Source organism: Haloarcula sp. CBA1131 (genome assembly GCF_008728975.1).
Lineage (GTDB): Archaea > Halobacteriota > Halobacteria > Halobacteriales > Haloarculaceae > Haloarcula > Haloarcula hispanica.
In genome coordinates, this window is sequence record NZ_RPCY01000004.1 from 440,881 (window position 1) to 456,875 (window position 15,995).

The following is a 15,995-nucleotide window of genomic DNA, read 5'->3' on the forward strand; positions in this document are numbered from 1 at the left end:
GATAGACGTAGCAAGTGAGCGGCTGGCTCCCGAGTCTCCGTGCGTTTGGAGGCTCCCCAGTCACGCCGGAGTGAACACGTTCGAAGCGTGCTTCGAAATGGCAAATGTATTATCTTTTTACTCACAGGCGACTGATTCGGCGTATGCTGAACCAGCCGTTAATTGTCTTATCCGCTTACCGGGTGGTGTGACACTGTTCGACGGAACTACACTCAACGAGTTGTCGTTAGACAACCGAGTTGGCCTCGCGCCGATGACACGGGTGAGCGCCACCGACGACGGCCGTGCGACGGCGGAGATGGCACAGTACTATCAGCGGTTCGCCGACGGTGGGTTCTCTTTTCTTATTACAGAGGGGACCTATCCAGACAACGCATACAGCCAGGGGTATCTGAACCAGCCAGGTCTGGCGACCGACGCGCAGGCAGCGGCCTGGCAACGGGTTACCGAGGCGGTCCACGACGCCGGTGTCCCGATTTTCGCCCAGTTGATGCACGCCGGCGCACAGAGCCAGGGGAATCCACATATCGACGGGGAACAGACCATCGCCCCATCGGCGGTGCAACCGGACGGACAAAAGGCCGAAGCCTACGGCGGGAGCGGTGACTTCCCTACGCCGAAAGCAGCCACGGTCGACGAGCTAGCCGACATCCGTGACGGGTTCGTTACCTCAGCGCAGAACGCCATCGAAGCGGGGTTCGACGGTGTCGAGATACACGGTGCGAACGGGTATCTGCTTCACGAGTTCCTCTCGGGAGAGTTCAATCAGCGTGATGACGAGTACGGTGGTGTGCCTGCGAACCGGGTGCGCTATCCGCGTGAGGTTGTCGCTGCGGTCGACGAGGCGACACCCGCCGATTTCGTCGTTGGCATTCGTGTCTCACAGTCGACCGCCCTTGACGAGGACCACCTGTGGCCCGAAGGCGAGGACGCCGCAGCGGTGTTCTTCGAGGAACTGTCGACGGCCGGTGCCGACTACATCCACGTCACCGAACCCGATGCGACCACGCCGGCGTTTGGCGACGACGGACCGACGCTGGCCGAGGCCGCGGCTACCTACGCAGCAGATGAGACAGTCATCATCGACAACGGCGGGCTCGGAGCGCCTGACGCGGCACGCGAGAAGGTCGATGCCGGTGCCGACCTGGTAACGTTGGCGACGAGCGCACTCGCCAATCCGGACTGGCCTGAGAAGGTCTCAAAGGGTGAAGAACTGACTGCATTCGACCCTGCTGAGTTCCTCGCTCCATCCGCAGAACTCTCGGAGCATGAACTGCAGACAAGCGGTGCCTCGGCCGACGACTGAAGCAGTTTGGACACCAGATACCGCGACGCGAAAGACGGTCCGAACGCCGATTCGAGGGGTGAGTTAGATCGGGGACGAGCGACCCCGACGGCACCTGCGATGCTATGTGCGTAGTTCGACGGGGCCAATATTTCAACTATCTAGAAAATGGGAATGACTAACTAGGCTCGCAGACATGTGGGAGGTACAGATGCCAGAGCCAGTCATCGCGTCGGTCGGTGCCTCGCCGCTCGGCCGCACAGACCTCCCGGGCCGTGACCTGTTCTCGGTCGCGCTTGCGGAGGCCTTCGACGACCTGCCCGACCCTGCCGACATCGTCGAGGCGGTGTACGTCGGCAACCAGTCGGAGACCTACGAACACCAGATTATGCAGGGGACGCTGCTGGCCGAGTGGGCCGGCCTCCGACACGTCCCCGCCGAGCGAGTCGAAGGGTGTGCCGCCGCGGGCGCGCTCGCGCTACGACACGCGGTCAAGGACGTCCGTAACGGCGAACACGAGGCCGTGCTCGCGTGCGGCGTCGAGAAGATGACGTCCGCGGGCACCAGCGGTGCGACGGACGCGCTCTCGGCGGCGTTCGACCGCGCCATCGAGCAGCGTTCCGGCATCACCGCCCCCAGCCAGTACGCACTGCTCGGCCAGCGGTACCTCCACGAGACCGACGCCACGGAACGCGACCTCGCCGAGATCGCAGTGAAGAACCACGCCAACGCCGCTCGCAACCCCCGGGCACAGTTCCCGAAAGAGATCGACGTCGCGACCGTGCTAGAATCGGACCCCGTCGCCCCGCCGCTGAAGCTCTACGACTGCGCGCCCGTCGGGGACGGTGCCGCCGCCGTCCTCGTGACGACCGCCGAAATGGCGGCCGACCTCGACCAGCCGCAGGTGCGCGTCGCGGGCAGCGGGGCCTCCGCGAACAACATCGCGGTCGCGGAGCGGGACATGACCGACATCGCGGGCGCTCGCATTGCCGCCGAGACGGCCTACGAGGAAGCGGGTATCGACGCCAAATCCGTCGACATCGCGGAGGTTCACGACGCATTCACCGTCTGCGAGGCGCTGCTCGCGGAGGCCGCCGGCTTCGCTCCCGCGGGAACGGGCTATCAGAGCTACCAGCCGCCAGCGGAGCGGGCTGACGGCTGGACCGACGTGCAGTTGAGCCCGAGCGGCGGCCTGAAGGCCCGCGGTCACCCCATCGGTGCGACCGGGCTCTTGCAGGCGCTCGAAGCCTACGAACAGCTCACGGGGGCCGCGGGCGACCGGGCAGTCGAGGATGCCGAGACAGCCCTGTTGCTCAACGAGGGGGGCGTCGCGGACGCGGTTACCGTTGGCCATGTGCTTACGACGGCGGAGGCACCATGACTGACGGCGATCTCGATGCCAGCGGAGACAGCATGACTGACGGCGGCCTTGATGCAACCGACCCGCGGACGCTGCCGGGCTTCTTCGACGCGCTCGCCGATGGCGAACTCCTGGGCGGGGTCTGTACGGACTGTGGACAGGTCCTGTTGCCGCCGCGACCGGCCTGCTACGCCTGTGGCAGTCGCGACGTCGACGTCGAACCGCAGTCACCCGAGGGCCAGATCTTCTCGTACACGGCAGTCCACACGCCGCCGCCGGCGTTCGAAGCGGACGCGCCCTACACGGTCGCCGTGGTGGAACTCGCGGACGGTGGCCGCTTGCTTGGCCGCGTTGCCGCCGACTACGCCGACGTCACCATCGGTGACCCGGTCGAACTCACGGTGCGGGAGCCGACGGCCACAGAGCGTGAGGTCGCGCTCGACTACGAGAGCGACTGGCCGGTCCACGTCTTCGAACCGCGGTGAGGGGCAGGCCGGCTCCACAGCGATTATCGGTGAGTGATCGGGAGCCCAGTCTGGTGCGAGCGAAACTGGAGAGGGGCCGTGAGGTGAAGAGACGCGGGTAATACGCTGAAAATGGATATTGGGCGCTGCCGGGTGTGTCTATTCGTGCCGGCGGTTCTCAGTCGCAACTGTGGCGAAATCACAGGAAAAGCTCAACAGCGAGCGCAATCGCCGCCAGAAATAGCCAGAACCCGAGAACAAGTATGGCAAACCACTTTCGACCATTCCCCGACAAACTCGGCGTTTCTGAGGGATAATACGGAGCTAATGGATTATTTGGCTGTGGTTTTTTGTCGGACATAATGGACAATACAGCTTCAAGTCGTATTACAGTTCTGGATTCAGTCAATCCGTACGCTTACCGAGCGGTTGTCTTACTCTCGCTCATGAATAAAGTCTACTCCGGGTATCGTCTGTCGGCGTAAGTTTGGGCCGTATGGTTCACCGCTGTGTCGAGTCGATAGACGCCTCAGCCGACTCTCCGCCTCGACTGGAAGTTGTGGATGGCCTGCCCCAGCAACTGTAACAAGAATGGGTCCACACCCCCACCCCACTGGTTCCGCTGTTAGGGAATAAATAGACGGCACCACCCCCATGGGAGGGGGTGCTTTGCTATTTTGTGATAACGTCCTACGGTTATGGTTTATTACTGAGACACTTGAAGTTATTTACTAGCTCTAGAGATATTCAGGCCGCGATCTGGATAGGTCACCACCAACTTTCGGTCCTAACAGCGGAACCAGTGGGGTGGGAGTAGGGGTCGAAGAAGAGGTATCCCAAGATACTCGACCTGTTCAGGGTGGAGAAACAGCGTGGTCCCACAGCGTATACCCCTTTCCATCGAGCTAACAGCGGAAGTAGTGGGGTGGGTGTGTCGCTCTACAGCTACAATCCCGCGAAATCCTGCTGTCTAACCACTCGCAGTTACTCGATCCCGTTCCTCGACCAGGGAACTTCTCGGCTACCGCGCTAACAGCGGAAGCGGTGGGGTGGGGGAGTAGGAGGGTCGCTATCCCATTTCTCATCTAACAGCGGAAGTAGTGGGGTGGGGGAGTAGGAGGATTGCTATCCCATTTCCCATCTAACAGCGGAAGCGGTGGGGTGGGGGAGTGGTCAGTCAGGTGTTCCCCTCTCATCTAACAGCGGAAGTGGCGGGGTCAATCATTTATATACCCAACCGAACAGCGGAAGCAGCGGAACCAAAGGTTAAGACACTCCGTGTTGCAACTACACACAAATGAGCGATATTACGTTTTCGCCCACCTCCACAATATTCGAACAACGCGAGGCACTACTCGAAGAGTGGACTCCTGAGGAGCTCGTCGGACGTGACGAGGAGCTCCAGAAGTATCACGCTGCTCTCCAGCCAGTCATCAACAACGAAACTCCGTCGAACATCTTCCTGTACGGGAAAAGCGGTGTCGGGAAGACTGCTGCCACCCGATACCTCCTCTCCGCCCTGGAACGCGACGCAGCAGATGTCGACGGACTGGACCTCAGTACGGTCGAAGTCAACTGCGATGGACTCAATTCGAGCTATCAGGCCGCGGTCGCAATCGTCAACACACTTCGTGATCCGGCGAATCAAATCTCCAACACCGGATATCCACAGGCTTCAGTGTATCAATTCCTCTTCGACGCACTCGATGACCTGGGCGGCACGGTACTCATCGTTCTCGACGAAGTCGATCACATCGAAGACGATTCGCTGCTGTACAAACTTCCTCGCGCCAGATCGAACGGTGACATCTCCGAAGCGAAACTGGGCGTCATCGGTATCTCGAACGATCTCGATTTCCGCAACCAACTGTCCTCGAAAGTCCGGTCGAGTCTCTGTGAAAAGGAAGTGTCTTTCTCGGCGTACAACGCCAACGAGCTTCAGCTCGTTCTGAAACAGCGTGAGGCTGTCGCGTTTCAGGACGATGTCCTCGATGACGGCGTCATCGAAATGTGTGCTGCGTACGGCGCGAAAGACTCCGGGGACGCCCGCCAGGCTCTGGACCTCCTCCTTGAGGCCGGAGACCTCGCTCGGGAGTACGACGATGAACTCGTAACGGAACATCACGTACGCGAAGCCCGGCAGCGGCTACAGACCGATCAGGTCGTTGAAGGTATCCGTAACTACTCCGATCACGGCCAACTCGTTCTCTATGCGCTCACCGGGCTCGCCGAAGACGATGACACGCCAGCCCGGACACGAGACATCCTGGGTGCGTATCAGGAGTTAGCCCGTGATGAGGGTCTGGACCCGGTTTCAGAGCGCTCGGTCCGTGACTATCTCGGTGAGCTCACACAACTCGGAATTGTGTCCTCAGCGGAGTACAACCGGGGGAAAGGCGGTGGAAAGTACAAGGAATTCGAGCTAGAGCAATCCATCAGCTCGATCAAAACAGGGCTGTCAGAACTCCTGAAAAAAAGCCCGTAACCCCACCGCTTCCGCTGTTAGCCACCCCACTGGTTCCGCTGTTAGACGGAGAGCAGACATAGACAATCTCTCCGACGGAATTCCGGACCGCGAGCGACAAGCCATTGCGATCCAATGAATGCGGGGCCTGTTCGATACCGATGACGTGCTCTGACTGTCGTCAACGATGAGCGGAGCGTCCCGAAGTCAAGGCTGAACGGCATCGTCCCGACGTGTTTTATCGAACCGCTGCTTACGATGCGTATGCGCGAACTCGTTTTCGCTCTCGACTACGAGCCGGGCTGCAACAGGGTTGCAGACGCTCTCGCCGAACACCCCAACGCCCGTGTCCGCTCGCTCTCGCTGCACGCCACTGCTGACCGTCTCTGGCGCGTCGACCACGCTACCGGAACTCCCGAGGCGCTCGACGCCATCGAAGACGCCTTTCTCACCAGCGACTACTACGCCGACTGTCTCGCCACCGAGGACTGCGGAGCCACCCAGACCACTCGCGTCCTCGACCGCGCCGACGACACGCTTGTCCTCTACTCCGACTGGGAACGCACCCCCGCCTGTGCTTCGGTTCCCCACATCGCCCGCGATCACCTCGGAGAGGGCGTACTGTTCGAGACGCGCCACGAGGGGCATCACTATACGTGGCGACTCATTCACTCCGGCGAGGGTAACGTGGCCGCGTTCTTCGACGACCTCGCGGCGGCCGTCGGGGAAAGTGCCCAGATGGAGATACTCCGCACTGCGGACACGACGGCGTCGATGCGAGAATCCGACGGGACACAGGGTGCCCTATCGCCGGAGCAAGAGGCCGCACTCCGGGCCGCTGTCGAGCACGGTTACTACGAGTCACCCCGAGAGGTCGACGTCGGCGAGTTAGCCGAGCACCTCGACGTCCCCCGGTCGACGCTCACCTACCGACTGCGTCGGGCTGAGGAACAGCTGGCGAAGCAGTACGTCGCGGGCAGCCGAGTGGGCGAGGAGTCCTCGGTATCACGTTGACCCATCGGGTTGGAATATTCCAACAAAGCCTTATCGAACTCACGCGCCTATCATGAAGTGATGACAGAGAATCCGGATTCGACGGGGCAGGCAAGTGGGGGCGGTCAGCAACAGGAGTTGACTGTCCGCCTCACAGTCCCCGAAATGGATTGCCCCTCCTGTGCCCAGAAAGTCGACAAAAGTCTCCAGCGTGTCGACGGCGTTGTCGACACCACGCTCCAGCCGACCACCGGTACAGCCAGTGTCACGTACGATTCTGAACGTACTAGCGAGGCAGATGTAGTCAAGGCGATTGAAGCCGCTGGTTACGAAGTCGTTGGCGGCTCGGACTCCGACGCCGATGAACGGGTGGAGTCGGGCGACAGCGTCGACATCGCGCCGCCGTCGGAGGTCTGGACGAGTCCCCGCGCGAAGAAGACGTGGGTCGGCGCGGCGCTGGTCACGTTCGGTCTCCTCTTCGAGTTTCTCCTGACAGCACAGAATATCGCGGTGGCAAGTGTTCTCGGCTATCCACTGGCCGTTGCCGACGTGCTGTTCCTGGGGGCCGTCGCCGCCAGCGGCGCCCCTGTCGTCCGCAGCGGCTACTACTCGGCGAAGAATCTGAGCCTCGACATCGACCTGCTGATGGGGACGGCTATCATCGCCGCGACCGGTATCGGCTACTTCGTCGAGGCCGCGACGCTGGCTGTCCTGTTCAGCATCGCCGAGCTGCTCGAAGACTACGCGATGGACAGGGCACGGGACTCCCTGCGCGAGCTGATGGAGCTATCACCGGACGAGGCGACTGTCATGCGCGATGGCGAGGAAGTGACGGTGCCCGCCGACGAGGTGGAAGTCGGTGAGACCGTGGTCGTCCGCCCTGGCGACAAAATCCCGCTCGACGGGACGGTCGTCGAGGGCGAGAGCGCGGTCGACCAGTCACCGATTACCGGCGAAAGTGTCCCCGTCGACAAGGCCGCTGGCGACGAAGTGTACGCCGGTGCCATCAACGAGGGTGGCTATCTCGAAGTGGAAGTCACGTCGACGGCGGGCGATTCGACGCTCTCGCGCATCATCGAGATGGTGCAGGGCGCACAGGCGAAAAAGACCGACACCGAGCAGTTCGTCGACCGGTTCTCGGGCTACTACACGCCGGTTGTCGTCGTGCTGGCGATTCTGACCGCCGCCATTCCGCCACTGGTCATCGCTGACCCAGTGTCAGTGAACGTGGCCGGGTACGGCGTCACGTTCGCCGGTGACTGGCAGACGTGGTTCATCCGCGGGCTCACGCTGCTGGTGATTGCGTGCCCCTGTGCCTTCGTCATCTCGACGCCCGTCTCGGTGGTCTCGGGCATCACCAGCGCCGCGAAGAACGGCGTCCTCATCAAGGGCGGTAACTACCTCGAAGCGATGGGCGGGGTCGACGCCGTCGCCGTCGACAAGACGGGCACGCTCACGAAGGGCGAACTCGCCGTCACCGACGTCGTCCCTGCCGGCGACACGGATGCGGCGACGCTCCTCAGTCACGCCGCCGGACTGGAGCGGCGCAGCGAGCATCCGATCGCCACGGCGATCCTCGCCCGTGCAAACGAGGAGGGTGTGGACGACCGCCCCGACCTGACGGGCTTCGAGAGCCTCACCGGGAAGGGTATCCGCGGGGAGATCGACGGCGAGACGTACTACGCGGGCAAGCCCGCGCTCTTCGAGGAACTGGGCTTCGATCTCTCGCGGGCCCGCCGCGACCCAGACGGTGTCCCCGGGAGCGGAGCGACCGGAGCCTCGTCAGCGCATCGGTCTGACGGTGGCATCGTGCCGGAAGAAACGGCTGCGTCCGACGACGGGGCGTTCGCCGAGGATGCACTCGCCGCACTGGAGCGGGAGGGCAAGACGGTCGTTATCGTCGGAACGGAGTCGAAGCTGCTGGGTGCCATCGCCATCGCCGACGAGGTACGCCCCGCCTCGAAGCAGGCTGTCCAGCGCTTACAGGAGCTGGGTGTCGAGCGCGTCGTGATGCTGACCGGCGACAACGAGGGTACCGCCCGTGCTATCGCCGACGCGGTCGGCGTCGACGAGTACCGCGCCGAACTCCTGCCGGACGAGAAGGTCGATGCAGTCGAGGGGTTGCAGGCGGAGTACGGCGAGGTGGCGATGGTCGGCGACGGGATCAACGACGCGCCCGCGCTCGCCACCGCGGAAGTCGGTATCGCGATGGGCGCTGCTGGCACCGACACCGCGCTGGAAACGGCGGACATCGCACTAATGGGCGACGATATCGGGAAGCTCCCCTACCTGTACGAGCTGTCACACACCGCCAACGGCGTGATCCGGCAGAACATCTGGGTGAGCCTCGGCGCGAAGTTCCTGCTCGCACTGGGTGTCCCACTAGGGCTGGTTAGTGTCGCGCTCGCGGTCGTGGTCGGCGACATGGGGATGAGCCTCGGCGTCACCGGAAACGCGATGCGGCTGTCGCGAATCGAGCCGGACCGGTAATCTGACCGTCTGCCAGCCCATCACTGCGTTACAGGCTATTCTGCGGGCTTCTCGGAGCTTCCCGATATCTCGTACGTTCGCAGGTAGTTTCTTCACGGCTTCCGGACGCGATTTTTCGGGACTGACGTGGCTTCGGTGGCCCAACGGATTAGAGGACGACGACAGCGATGCCGGCGACGGCGACGATTCCAAGAGCGACCGTCACTCGCCGGCCCAGTTCGACCGTCCCCAGTAGCCACGCGAGTCCGGCTTTCGTGAGCGTATTCGCGATAGCGCCGATGACGATGCCGGTAGTCGCTACTTCGGGCGAGATCTCACCGTCCGCTTCGAGCGCGCTCAGCGTAAGCGTGATCGCATCGACGTCAGCGAGCCCCGAGAGGAACGCAGTCGCATAGATACCCGAGTCGCCGAACCAGGTATTCGCGGACTGGGACACGAGGAGCACGATTGCGAAAACAGCGCCGAAAAACAGTGCCGGTCGGAGACGAAACGGGTTCTTGAGATCGGTCTCGACCGCGGACTCTGTCGTCGATTGCCAGTAGACGATGCCGGCGATACCCACGCCGACACCAGTCATTACTCCGAGCGGAACGACGACGCGAGGGAGTAAGGCCGGGTTGACGACGGCGACCTCGACGAGTGCGCGCGGGAACATGACGATCGACGCGACGACAATCGAGAACGAGCCGATCTTGTAGAGCTCTGGAGTTTCACTGATCCGCTCGGCCATCGAGACCGTCGTCGCGGTCGAAGAGACGAACCCGCCGAGGATTCCCGTGAGGGCGATCCCCCGCTTGGCTCCGAGAAACCGGCTCAAGATGTAGGCAGCGAAGCTCAGGCCGGTGACAAAGCCGACCATCAGCCAGATGAACCGCGGATTGAGGCCGTATAGGACATCGAGTTCACGATCAGGCAGGATCGGCAGCACGACCACCACGACGAGGATGAATTTGAGCGAGGCACGGCGTTCCCGCTCGTCGATCTGGTCGACGAAACTGTGGATCATGGGTTTCGCCGACATGAGGACAGTGACACTCCCGCCGAGAATGATCGCGAACAGCATCCCGCGTTCGGAGGACACTGCCAACGCACCCAGAAGGACAGTGAGCAAGGCAGCGGTCACCGTCGTGAGTCCGATATCCCCTTCAGTCAGCACTTTCCCGGCATACGCGACGGTCAGGGGGACTGCAATAGCGAGGACAGTGACGGGTAAGAGGGCCGGAAAGAACGCCTGGGCGGTTGCACCGACGAGGGCAAACAGCGGAAACGTCCGGCTGCCAGCGAACGTACCCCCAGATTTCGCCTGTTCCCGTTCCAGTCCGATGAGAGCACCAATACCGAATGCAACGAGGAGACGAAGGAGGAGCGAATCGATGATCGCGACCATTCTCTAGGGGTTCATGCCTCCAAGTTGTCAAACTTCGGGTGTGAGAGCCGGTATCGGTCGTCTGCTGTGGCGACTTCGGAGCCGTGCTCGGTTTTTCCCTGATGACCGGAGAACTGCGCGAGCCATTCCGGATGAGCCGACTACACCTGTGCCGTCACCTGCATTCCGACTCTCGGTCGGATTGCTGTTTGTTCTTCTGGAGACCCGGTGAGGCAGGAGCTACGACTCGATGTCGACGAGGTAGACGAGGAGAAAGCCGGCGGCGACGGCAAGTACTGGGATCTCGTACGGACGCTGGTGAAAGGTCAGAATCGCTGCTGCCACGATGAGCGCTCCGGCGATCACCGCGTAACCGAGATTCCGCTCCCCTATTCCATGTCCATCAGCCGGTTCCGTACGGACGACCAGTTCACCACGTTCGAGCCGATACAACGTTCGGTCGACTCGTGACGGGACCCGTGCCAGCGCGGGAAGCGACCGGCGCACGTCCGCCCACGTTTCCTCGATGATTGCGTCCAATTCACTCTCGATGAGGTTCTGTTCGACGAGAAACGAGCGAACAGCGGCGAGGAAGTCGAACTCCGGATCGAGCTGTCGACAGACGCCCTCACCGACGGTCCCGACACGGATGAGTAGCATCACGTCCGGCGGAATCCGAAACGGGAACGCACGGAGGGTCGTCGTCAACTCCGTAATGATCTGCCGCCAGGTGATCTCCGACTGTCCTTCGAGGTTCTCGATGACAAGTTCGAGCACCCGGCCGACCTCGGCGCGGTTGACGTGTGGTTCGAGGACATCGAGCGCGATGAGCGCGTCCACCAGGTCGTCCACGTCACGACGGACGAGTGCCCGATAGAGGGCGATGATATCGTCCTGAACCGTCGGTGGCAGGCGTTCGCTCATGCCGAAATCGAAGAGTAACAGATGGCCGTCGTCTGTGACGCCGAGGTTGCCCGGATGGGGGTCAGCGTGGAACACGCCGTCGACGAGACCCATCTCCAGGTACACATTGATGATCCGTGTCGCCATCTCGTGTGGCGTCACGTCGACATCGTCGAAAGCGTCGTCGTCGGTTATTTTCCGACCGGTCAGATACTCCATAGCTAACACGCGCTCAGAGCACAGGTCTTCGTAGATGGCAGGGATGACGACTCGCTCATCGTCGTCGAAGTTCTCCCTGATATCGGCCATGATCGTCGCTTCACGCTTGAAATCCAACTCGTTCAGGATGATGTCCTCAAAATCGTCAGCCGCGTTTTGGATCGAATACTGCTGGCGTTCGGTAGCGAAGGGGCGAATCAGCGGAAGCAGCCCCCGGACCACCCGGAGGTCACGCGTTATCACGGGTTTCAATTCGGGACGTCGAACTTTCAGTGCGATTCGCTCACCCCGATAGTCTGCCGTATAGACGTACGCGAGCGACCCGCCGGCGACCGGTTCGAGCGTCGACTGATCGAGTTCGTCGCCCAGTTCTTCCGCGACGACGTGTTTTGGATCGCCCCCTGCACCCTCTGGCACTTCGTCCTGAAGGGTTCCGAAAACGTCGGCATACACCGGTGGAACGATATCTGGGCGCGTCGAGAGTACCTGCCCGACTTTGATGAAGGCCGGTCCGAGTTCGAGCATCGTATCCCGGATCTGCTCGGCCCGTTGTCGATGCTTCTCGTCTGGAACCTGTCTTCGTGAGCCAAAAAGGACGAACCGCCGACGGTCACGGAGAAATGACAGCGCGAAGGGTAAAAACCGGACGATAACGACCAGGTACCGGCGAAACAATCCGTTCATCTATCGAAGCGAAAACGGCTGAGTCGCGTCAATTGGCAGTGCATACTCTGGCTTCGATCAAGCGGCATATATAACTGAAGGAAACATTATACTGGCTCGTGTAAATATACACTTTCTGACAACCTCTCAATACTAGTGATCCGCGCATTTCAGCTCACAGAGCCCGATTCGAGCGACAAACTGTGCCTGGGATGCACGGGTCAGTGAAACGGTGGACTGACGACGGTACATATATGCAATAGGGACAAGAGGTTGCTAAGAACATCAGCAAAACAACTGAGGGCAGGTAATGTCGAACCACTACATCACGTCAGCAGACCATCTCCCCGAAGAAGCACAGACAGAGACCACACTACAGATCACGGATGCCCAAACGAAACGCATTTTCGAGGCACGCGTTCGGATTGCCAAAGACCCCGATGCGCTCACTGACCCGGAACCGCTAACAATCGTCGCCGGGCCACACGAGAGCGTCAGCGAGACCAGATACGTCGAACTGCTCGACGAGACTGAGGCGACTGGTATCGATCAGGAGCTGGTGACGCATCTGGCGGCCGAACAGGAGACGGCGTCGAACATCCTCAATACACGATCCGACGATCTGAAGGTCCTCTTACAGTATCTCGTCGAGACAGGCGAGTACGAGTCAACGGCCGATGCGCTTCGCGAGATCGCGTTCGACCAGCTCGCCACAGAACGACCGGCCCTGCTTGACGCCTACGCTGAGGTCCGCCGTGAACTCGACGACGACCCACTGAGGCGCGTGCTGGAACAACAGGAGTGATCTATGTCGGTTAGTTCGCTCCGCGAGTACCTCGATTTGCTCGACACGACCGGTTGGCTCCGGTCCTTTGACCAACCGGTGTCGTGGGACCTCGAAGCGAGCGCGGCGACGATGCTCGCCAATATCCGCGACGGCCCGATTCCGGTGTTCGAGTCCATCGCAGGGCTAGAGACGGAGTCGAAACTGGTTGGCGATCCGTACCGCGGCCCCCAGACGCGTCCCTGGGATCACTTCGCCCGCGCGCTGGGACTCTCAGGCGGCCTTTCGGGCCGTACGTACTACGACCGAGTGATTGATCGCCTCAACGCGCCACAAGCGCCCCGAACTGTCGCGAGCCAGGAGGCTCCCTGCAAAGAAACAGTGCGGACGGGGAACGAGGTCGACCTCCTGTCGTTTCCGTGGCCATATATCCATGAGGGCGACGGGGGACGGTACTCGAATCTCCACACCATCGTCGCACCGGACCCCGACACGGAGTGGGGGACCTGGTCGAGCCATCGCATGATGATCCACGACTCCTCCCAGGCCAGTCTGCTGTTACTGGCCGGCGAGCAGGTACCCAACCGCTACTACTACGACTACGAACCCCGGGGCGAACCGATGCCCGTCGCGGTCGTCATCGGTGCCGAACCCACCGTCGAGTGTACTGCGGATATGTGGATTCCGACAGGCCGGAGCGAAGCGGCATTCGCGGGCGGCCTGAAAAGCGAGCCTGTGGACCTCGTCCAGTGCGAAACCAATGACCTGTACGTCCCGGCGACGGCCGAGTTAGTTCTCGAAGGCCACGTTCGACCCGACGACCGCCTCGACGAGGGGCCGTTCGGCGACTACTTCGGCTACATGAACGGCCCGCGACGCTCCATGCCGGTGTTCGAGGTCGATGCGATCACCCACCGCCACGAACCGCGAATACCGTTTTGTGTCGAGGGGAGCGGTGTCGGATACGGGCAAAACTCGACCAGTACGCTCCGGCTCGTCGCGGCCGGCCCCGACGCGACTGTCGGTCTTCGGGCCGCCGGATTCGACGTTGCGATGGCGGTCCCGTGGCGATTCACCTCTCGCACCGTCTGGGTCATCGCGACGGATCGACCGTATCCGGGCTATCTCCACGAACTGGCGAACTTCATTTTCACGACGTGGGGGATGCTCCACATCGATTTCTTCGTGTTTGTCGACGCTGCTGTCGACCCGCTCGACCCACGGGCAGTCTTGACAGCTATCGCGCTTGAGGCCGATCCGGACGCCGACTTCCATCAGTTCGGCGTCGAGCGAATGCCGAAAGTTCCGCTCAACATCTACCAGACGCCCGACGAGAAGGGCAACGCGGACGTGGGGACGTCGAAGGCGAAGACGGCCAAAGCCTACATTGACGCAACGACCGACGGTGACGCGGCGGAGATGGCAGCGACCACAGAAACCCGGAAGCGAGCCCAGGAGCGGCTGGTCGAAGCGGGCCTAAACGCTGCGCGGTTCGACCGGCTTGACGAGCGGGAGGGGCAGTCACAGTGATACCGTTCACGCAGTACGTCCGCGGACTGGCCGGCGACGACGACCTCGTCCGACTCAACGGCCCGTTCGAAGTCCCGGTGGACGTGCTTGCGGCGGAGGCGCTCCGCGCGAGTGGACCGGCGCTTCGATTCCAGCGAGCCGCCGGCAGTGATCTAGTTAGCGGTGTGTTCAGCGGCCCGGACCAGACACACCAGCGCGAGGCCAGGCCGTGGTCGCGGCTGTCGCTCGGCCTCGGACTCGACCCGGAAGCCACGCTCGTTGATCTACTGGAGACGATCAGCACTCTCGGCCCGGCCGGCGGGAACCTGGACCCGACATACACGGGTCAGGCGGCCTCGGGAACAGATATCGACGCACAGGACTTGCGGTTCCCGCAGGGCGAAACCGATACGTGGCCCGCAGTGACGCTTGGCGTCGCATCGGTCTCGACCGCTGACGGCACACACTGGGCACCGGTTCACGGCTCGGTCGTGGGCGGCGAGACGCTCAGAGTGCGCGTCCCGGACACGCTGTCGTCGCTTGTCAGTGAAGGGACGACAATAACGATAGCGCTCGGCGTGCCGCCGGCGGCGATCACGACGGCGTACCTGCTCGCTGTCACCGAGCAAACTGCCACGCCGATCCAGTCCTGTGGGGTGACCGGAACCGTCCCGCTCGTCCCGACCAACGGCGGCCTCGTCCCGAGCGCGACGGAGGTCGTCATGGAGACGACGGTCGTGGACTGCAAGCCGGACTTCCGGTCCGACCGTCGAGAGGGCTGGGAATACGTCATCGAGAGCGGCCCGCTCTCGCTGTCGGTCGAGCGCGTCCGCACTACTGAAAACCCGGTCATCCCCGTCTCCCCCGTCGGTCGCCCACTCGCGGATGACACCCGTCTCACGGGGCTCGTGACCGCCGCAGCGCTCTATCACCGACTCAACAACTACTGGGGCATCTCGCCAGTCGAATGGATTATGCTGCCGGCAGAGGCTGAACTCGGTATCTGTTTCGTCGCTAGTGACGTGCTCTACGGCGGCTTCGAGTGGCAACTCGCGAACATCCTCTTTTCGTTCTCGTCGCTTTTCGACACGGTCGTTATCGTCGATGAAGACGTTCCGCCACAGGACTTCGGCCGCGTTCTGGCCGATATCTGGCTGAAATCCCACCCCGCCCGCGACTGGACGTTCAGCGAACCGGATGCACCGGCAGCGACACGCCCTCACTATCGACGAGACAACGAAACCGGCTCGCGCCTGTACGTGAACGCGGCGTGGGACCCGCGCTGGAAGGAAACCTACATCGCGCCGCGAGTCACGTTCGAGAACTCCTTCCCGAACGACGTCCGCGACGTGGCTCGTGTCCTGTGGGACGAACCCGACACCGCTCCCGGAGAGACGACTGAAAACGAATCGCCCCACTGAATATGTCTCTCGCGTGTATATATCTTCGAATATGTTGTAATCAGTTCTGTTTACGCCATACTGAAATCGAATAA

At 61.9% G+C, this 15,995-nt stretch carries 11 protein-coding genes; 9 read left to right on the plus strand and 2 right to left on the minus strand.

Translation table 11 applies throughout. The annotated features are described in order from the left end of the window. Positions 1-187 precede the first annotated feature (187 nt). The 6 genes from Har1131_RS19790 to Har1131_RS19815 all read left to right on the plus strand — a co-directional run bounded on the left by Har1131_RS19790 (position 188) and on the right by Har1131_RS19815 (position 9,056). The gene (locus tag Har1131_RS19790; RefSeq protein WP_151104043.1) at positions 188-1,306 is read left to right on the plus strand and encodes an NADH:flavin oxidoreductase; all 1,119 of its coding nucleotides are present in this window, start codon (positions 188-190) and stop codon (positions 1,304-1,306) included. A 190-nt stretch (positions 1,307-1,496) separates the two neighbouring features. After that, positions 1,497-2,666: a beta-ketoacyl synthase N-terminal-like domain-containing protein gene (locus Har1131_RS19795; protein WP_151148314.1), complete on the plus strand. Its 1,170-nt coding sequence runs from the start codon at positions 1,497-1,499 to the stop codon at positions 2,664-2,666. 32 nt (positions 2,667-2,698) lie between these two features. Then, positions 2,699-3,130 (plus strand): Zn-ribbon domain-containing OB-fold protein, encoded by a 432-nt coding sequence (locus tag Har1131_RS19800; RefSeq protein ID WP_050007977.1) that lies wholly within the window; start codon positions 2,699-2,701, stop codon positions 3,128-3,130. Between the two features lie 1,276 nt (positions 3,131-4,406). Next, positions 4,407-5,594 (plus strand): orc1/cdc6 family replication initiation protein, encoded by a 1,188-nt coding sequence (locus Har1131_RS19805; protein WP_050036536.1) that lies wholly within the window; start codon positions 4,407-4,409, stop codon positions 5,592-5,594. A 243-nt stretch (positions 5,595-5,837) separates the two neighbouring features. Then, positions 5,838-6,587 carry a helix-turn-helix domain-containing protein gene (locus tag Har1131_RS19810; protein ID WP_014030918.1) on the plus strand — a complete coding sequence of 250 codons (750 nt, stop codon included), beginning with the start codon at positions 5,838-5,840 and terminating at the stop codon, positions 6,585-6,587. 60 nt (positions 6,588-6,647) lie between these two features. Further along, on the plus strand, positions 6,648-9,056 hold the full coding sequence (locus Har1131_RS19815; RefSeq protein WP_151148316.1) for a cation-translocating P-type ATPase: 2,409 nt from the start codon (positions 6,648-6,650) through the stop codon (positions 9,054-9,056). Between the two features lie 148 nt (positions 9,057-9,204). Here the strand turns inward: Har1131_RS19815 and Har1131_RS19820 are convergent, their stop codons facing one another. Together Har1131_RS19820 and Har1131_RS19825 are read right to left on the minus strand one after the other, a co-directional pair. After that, a complete protein-coding gene (locus Har1131_RS19820; protein ID WP_014030916.1) occupies positions 9,205-10,443 on the minus strand; it encodes an MgtC/SapB family protein in 1,239 nt (412 codons plus the stop codon). 219 nt (positions 10,444-10,662) lie between these two features. Continuing rightward, positions 10,663-12,228 carry an AarF/ABC1/UbiB kinase family protein gene (locus Har1131_RS19825; protein WP_050036539.1) on the minus strand — a complete coding sequence of 522 codons (1,566 nt, stop codon included), beginning with the start codon at positions 12,226-12,228 and terminating at the stop codon, positions 10,663-10,665. 289 nt (positions 12,229-12,517) lie between these two features. Between Har1131_RS19825 and Har1131_RS19830 the strand changes: the two genes are divergently transcribed. Genes Har1131_RS19830 through Har1131_RS19840 form a run of 3 tightly spaced genes read left to right on the plus strand, consistent with a single transcriptional unit; the run spans position 12,518 to position 15,921 of the window. After that, complete coding sequence (locus Har1131_RS19830) at positions 12,518-13,012, plus strand: hypothetical protein (protein WP_014030914.1); 495 nt, start codon at positions 12,518-12,520, stop codon at positions 13,010-13,012. Between the two features lie 3 nt (positions 13,013-13,015). Then, positions 13,016-14,521 (plus strand): UbiD family decarboxylase, encoded by a 1,506-nt coding sequence (locus Har1131_RS19835; protein WP_014030913.1) that lies wholly within the window; start codon positions 13,016-13,018, stop codon positions 14,519-14,521. Then, entirely contained in the window at positions 14,518-15,921 is a 1,404-nt protein-coding gene (locus Har1131_RS19840) for a UbiD family decarboxylase domain-containing protein (protein WP_050036540.1), read from the plus strand. The genes Har1131_RS19835 and Har1131_RS19840 overlap by 4 nt, the downstream gene beginning before the upstream one ends. Positions 15,922-15,995 lie beyond the last annotated feature (74 nt).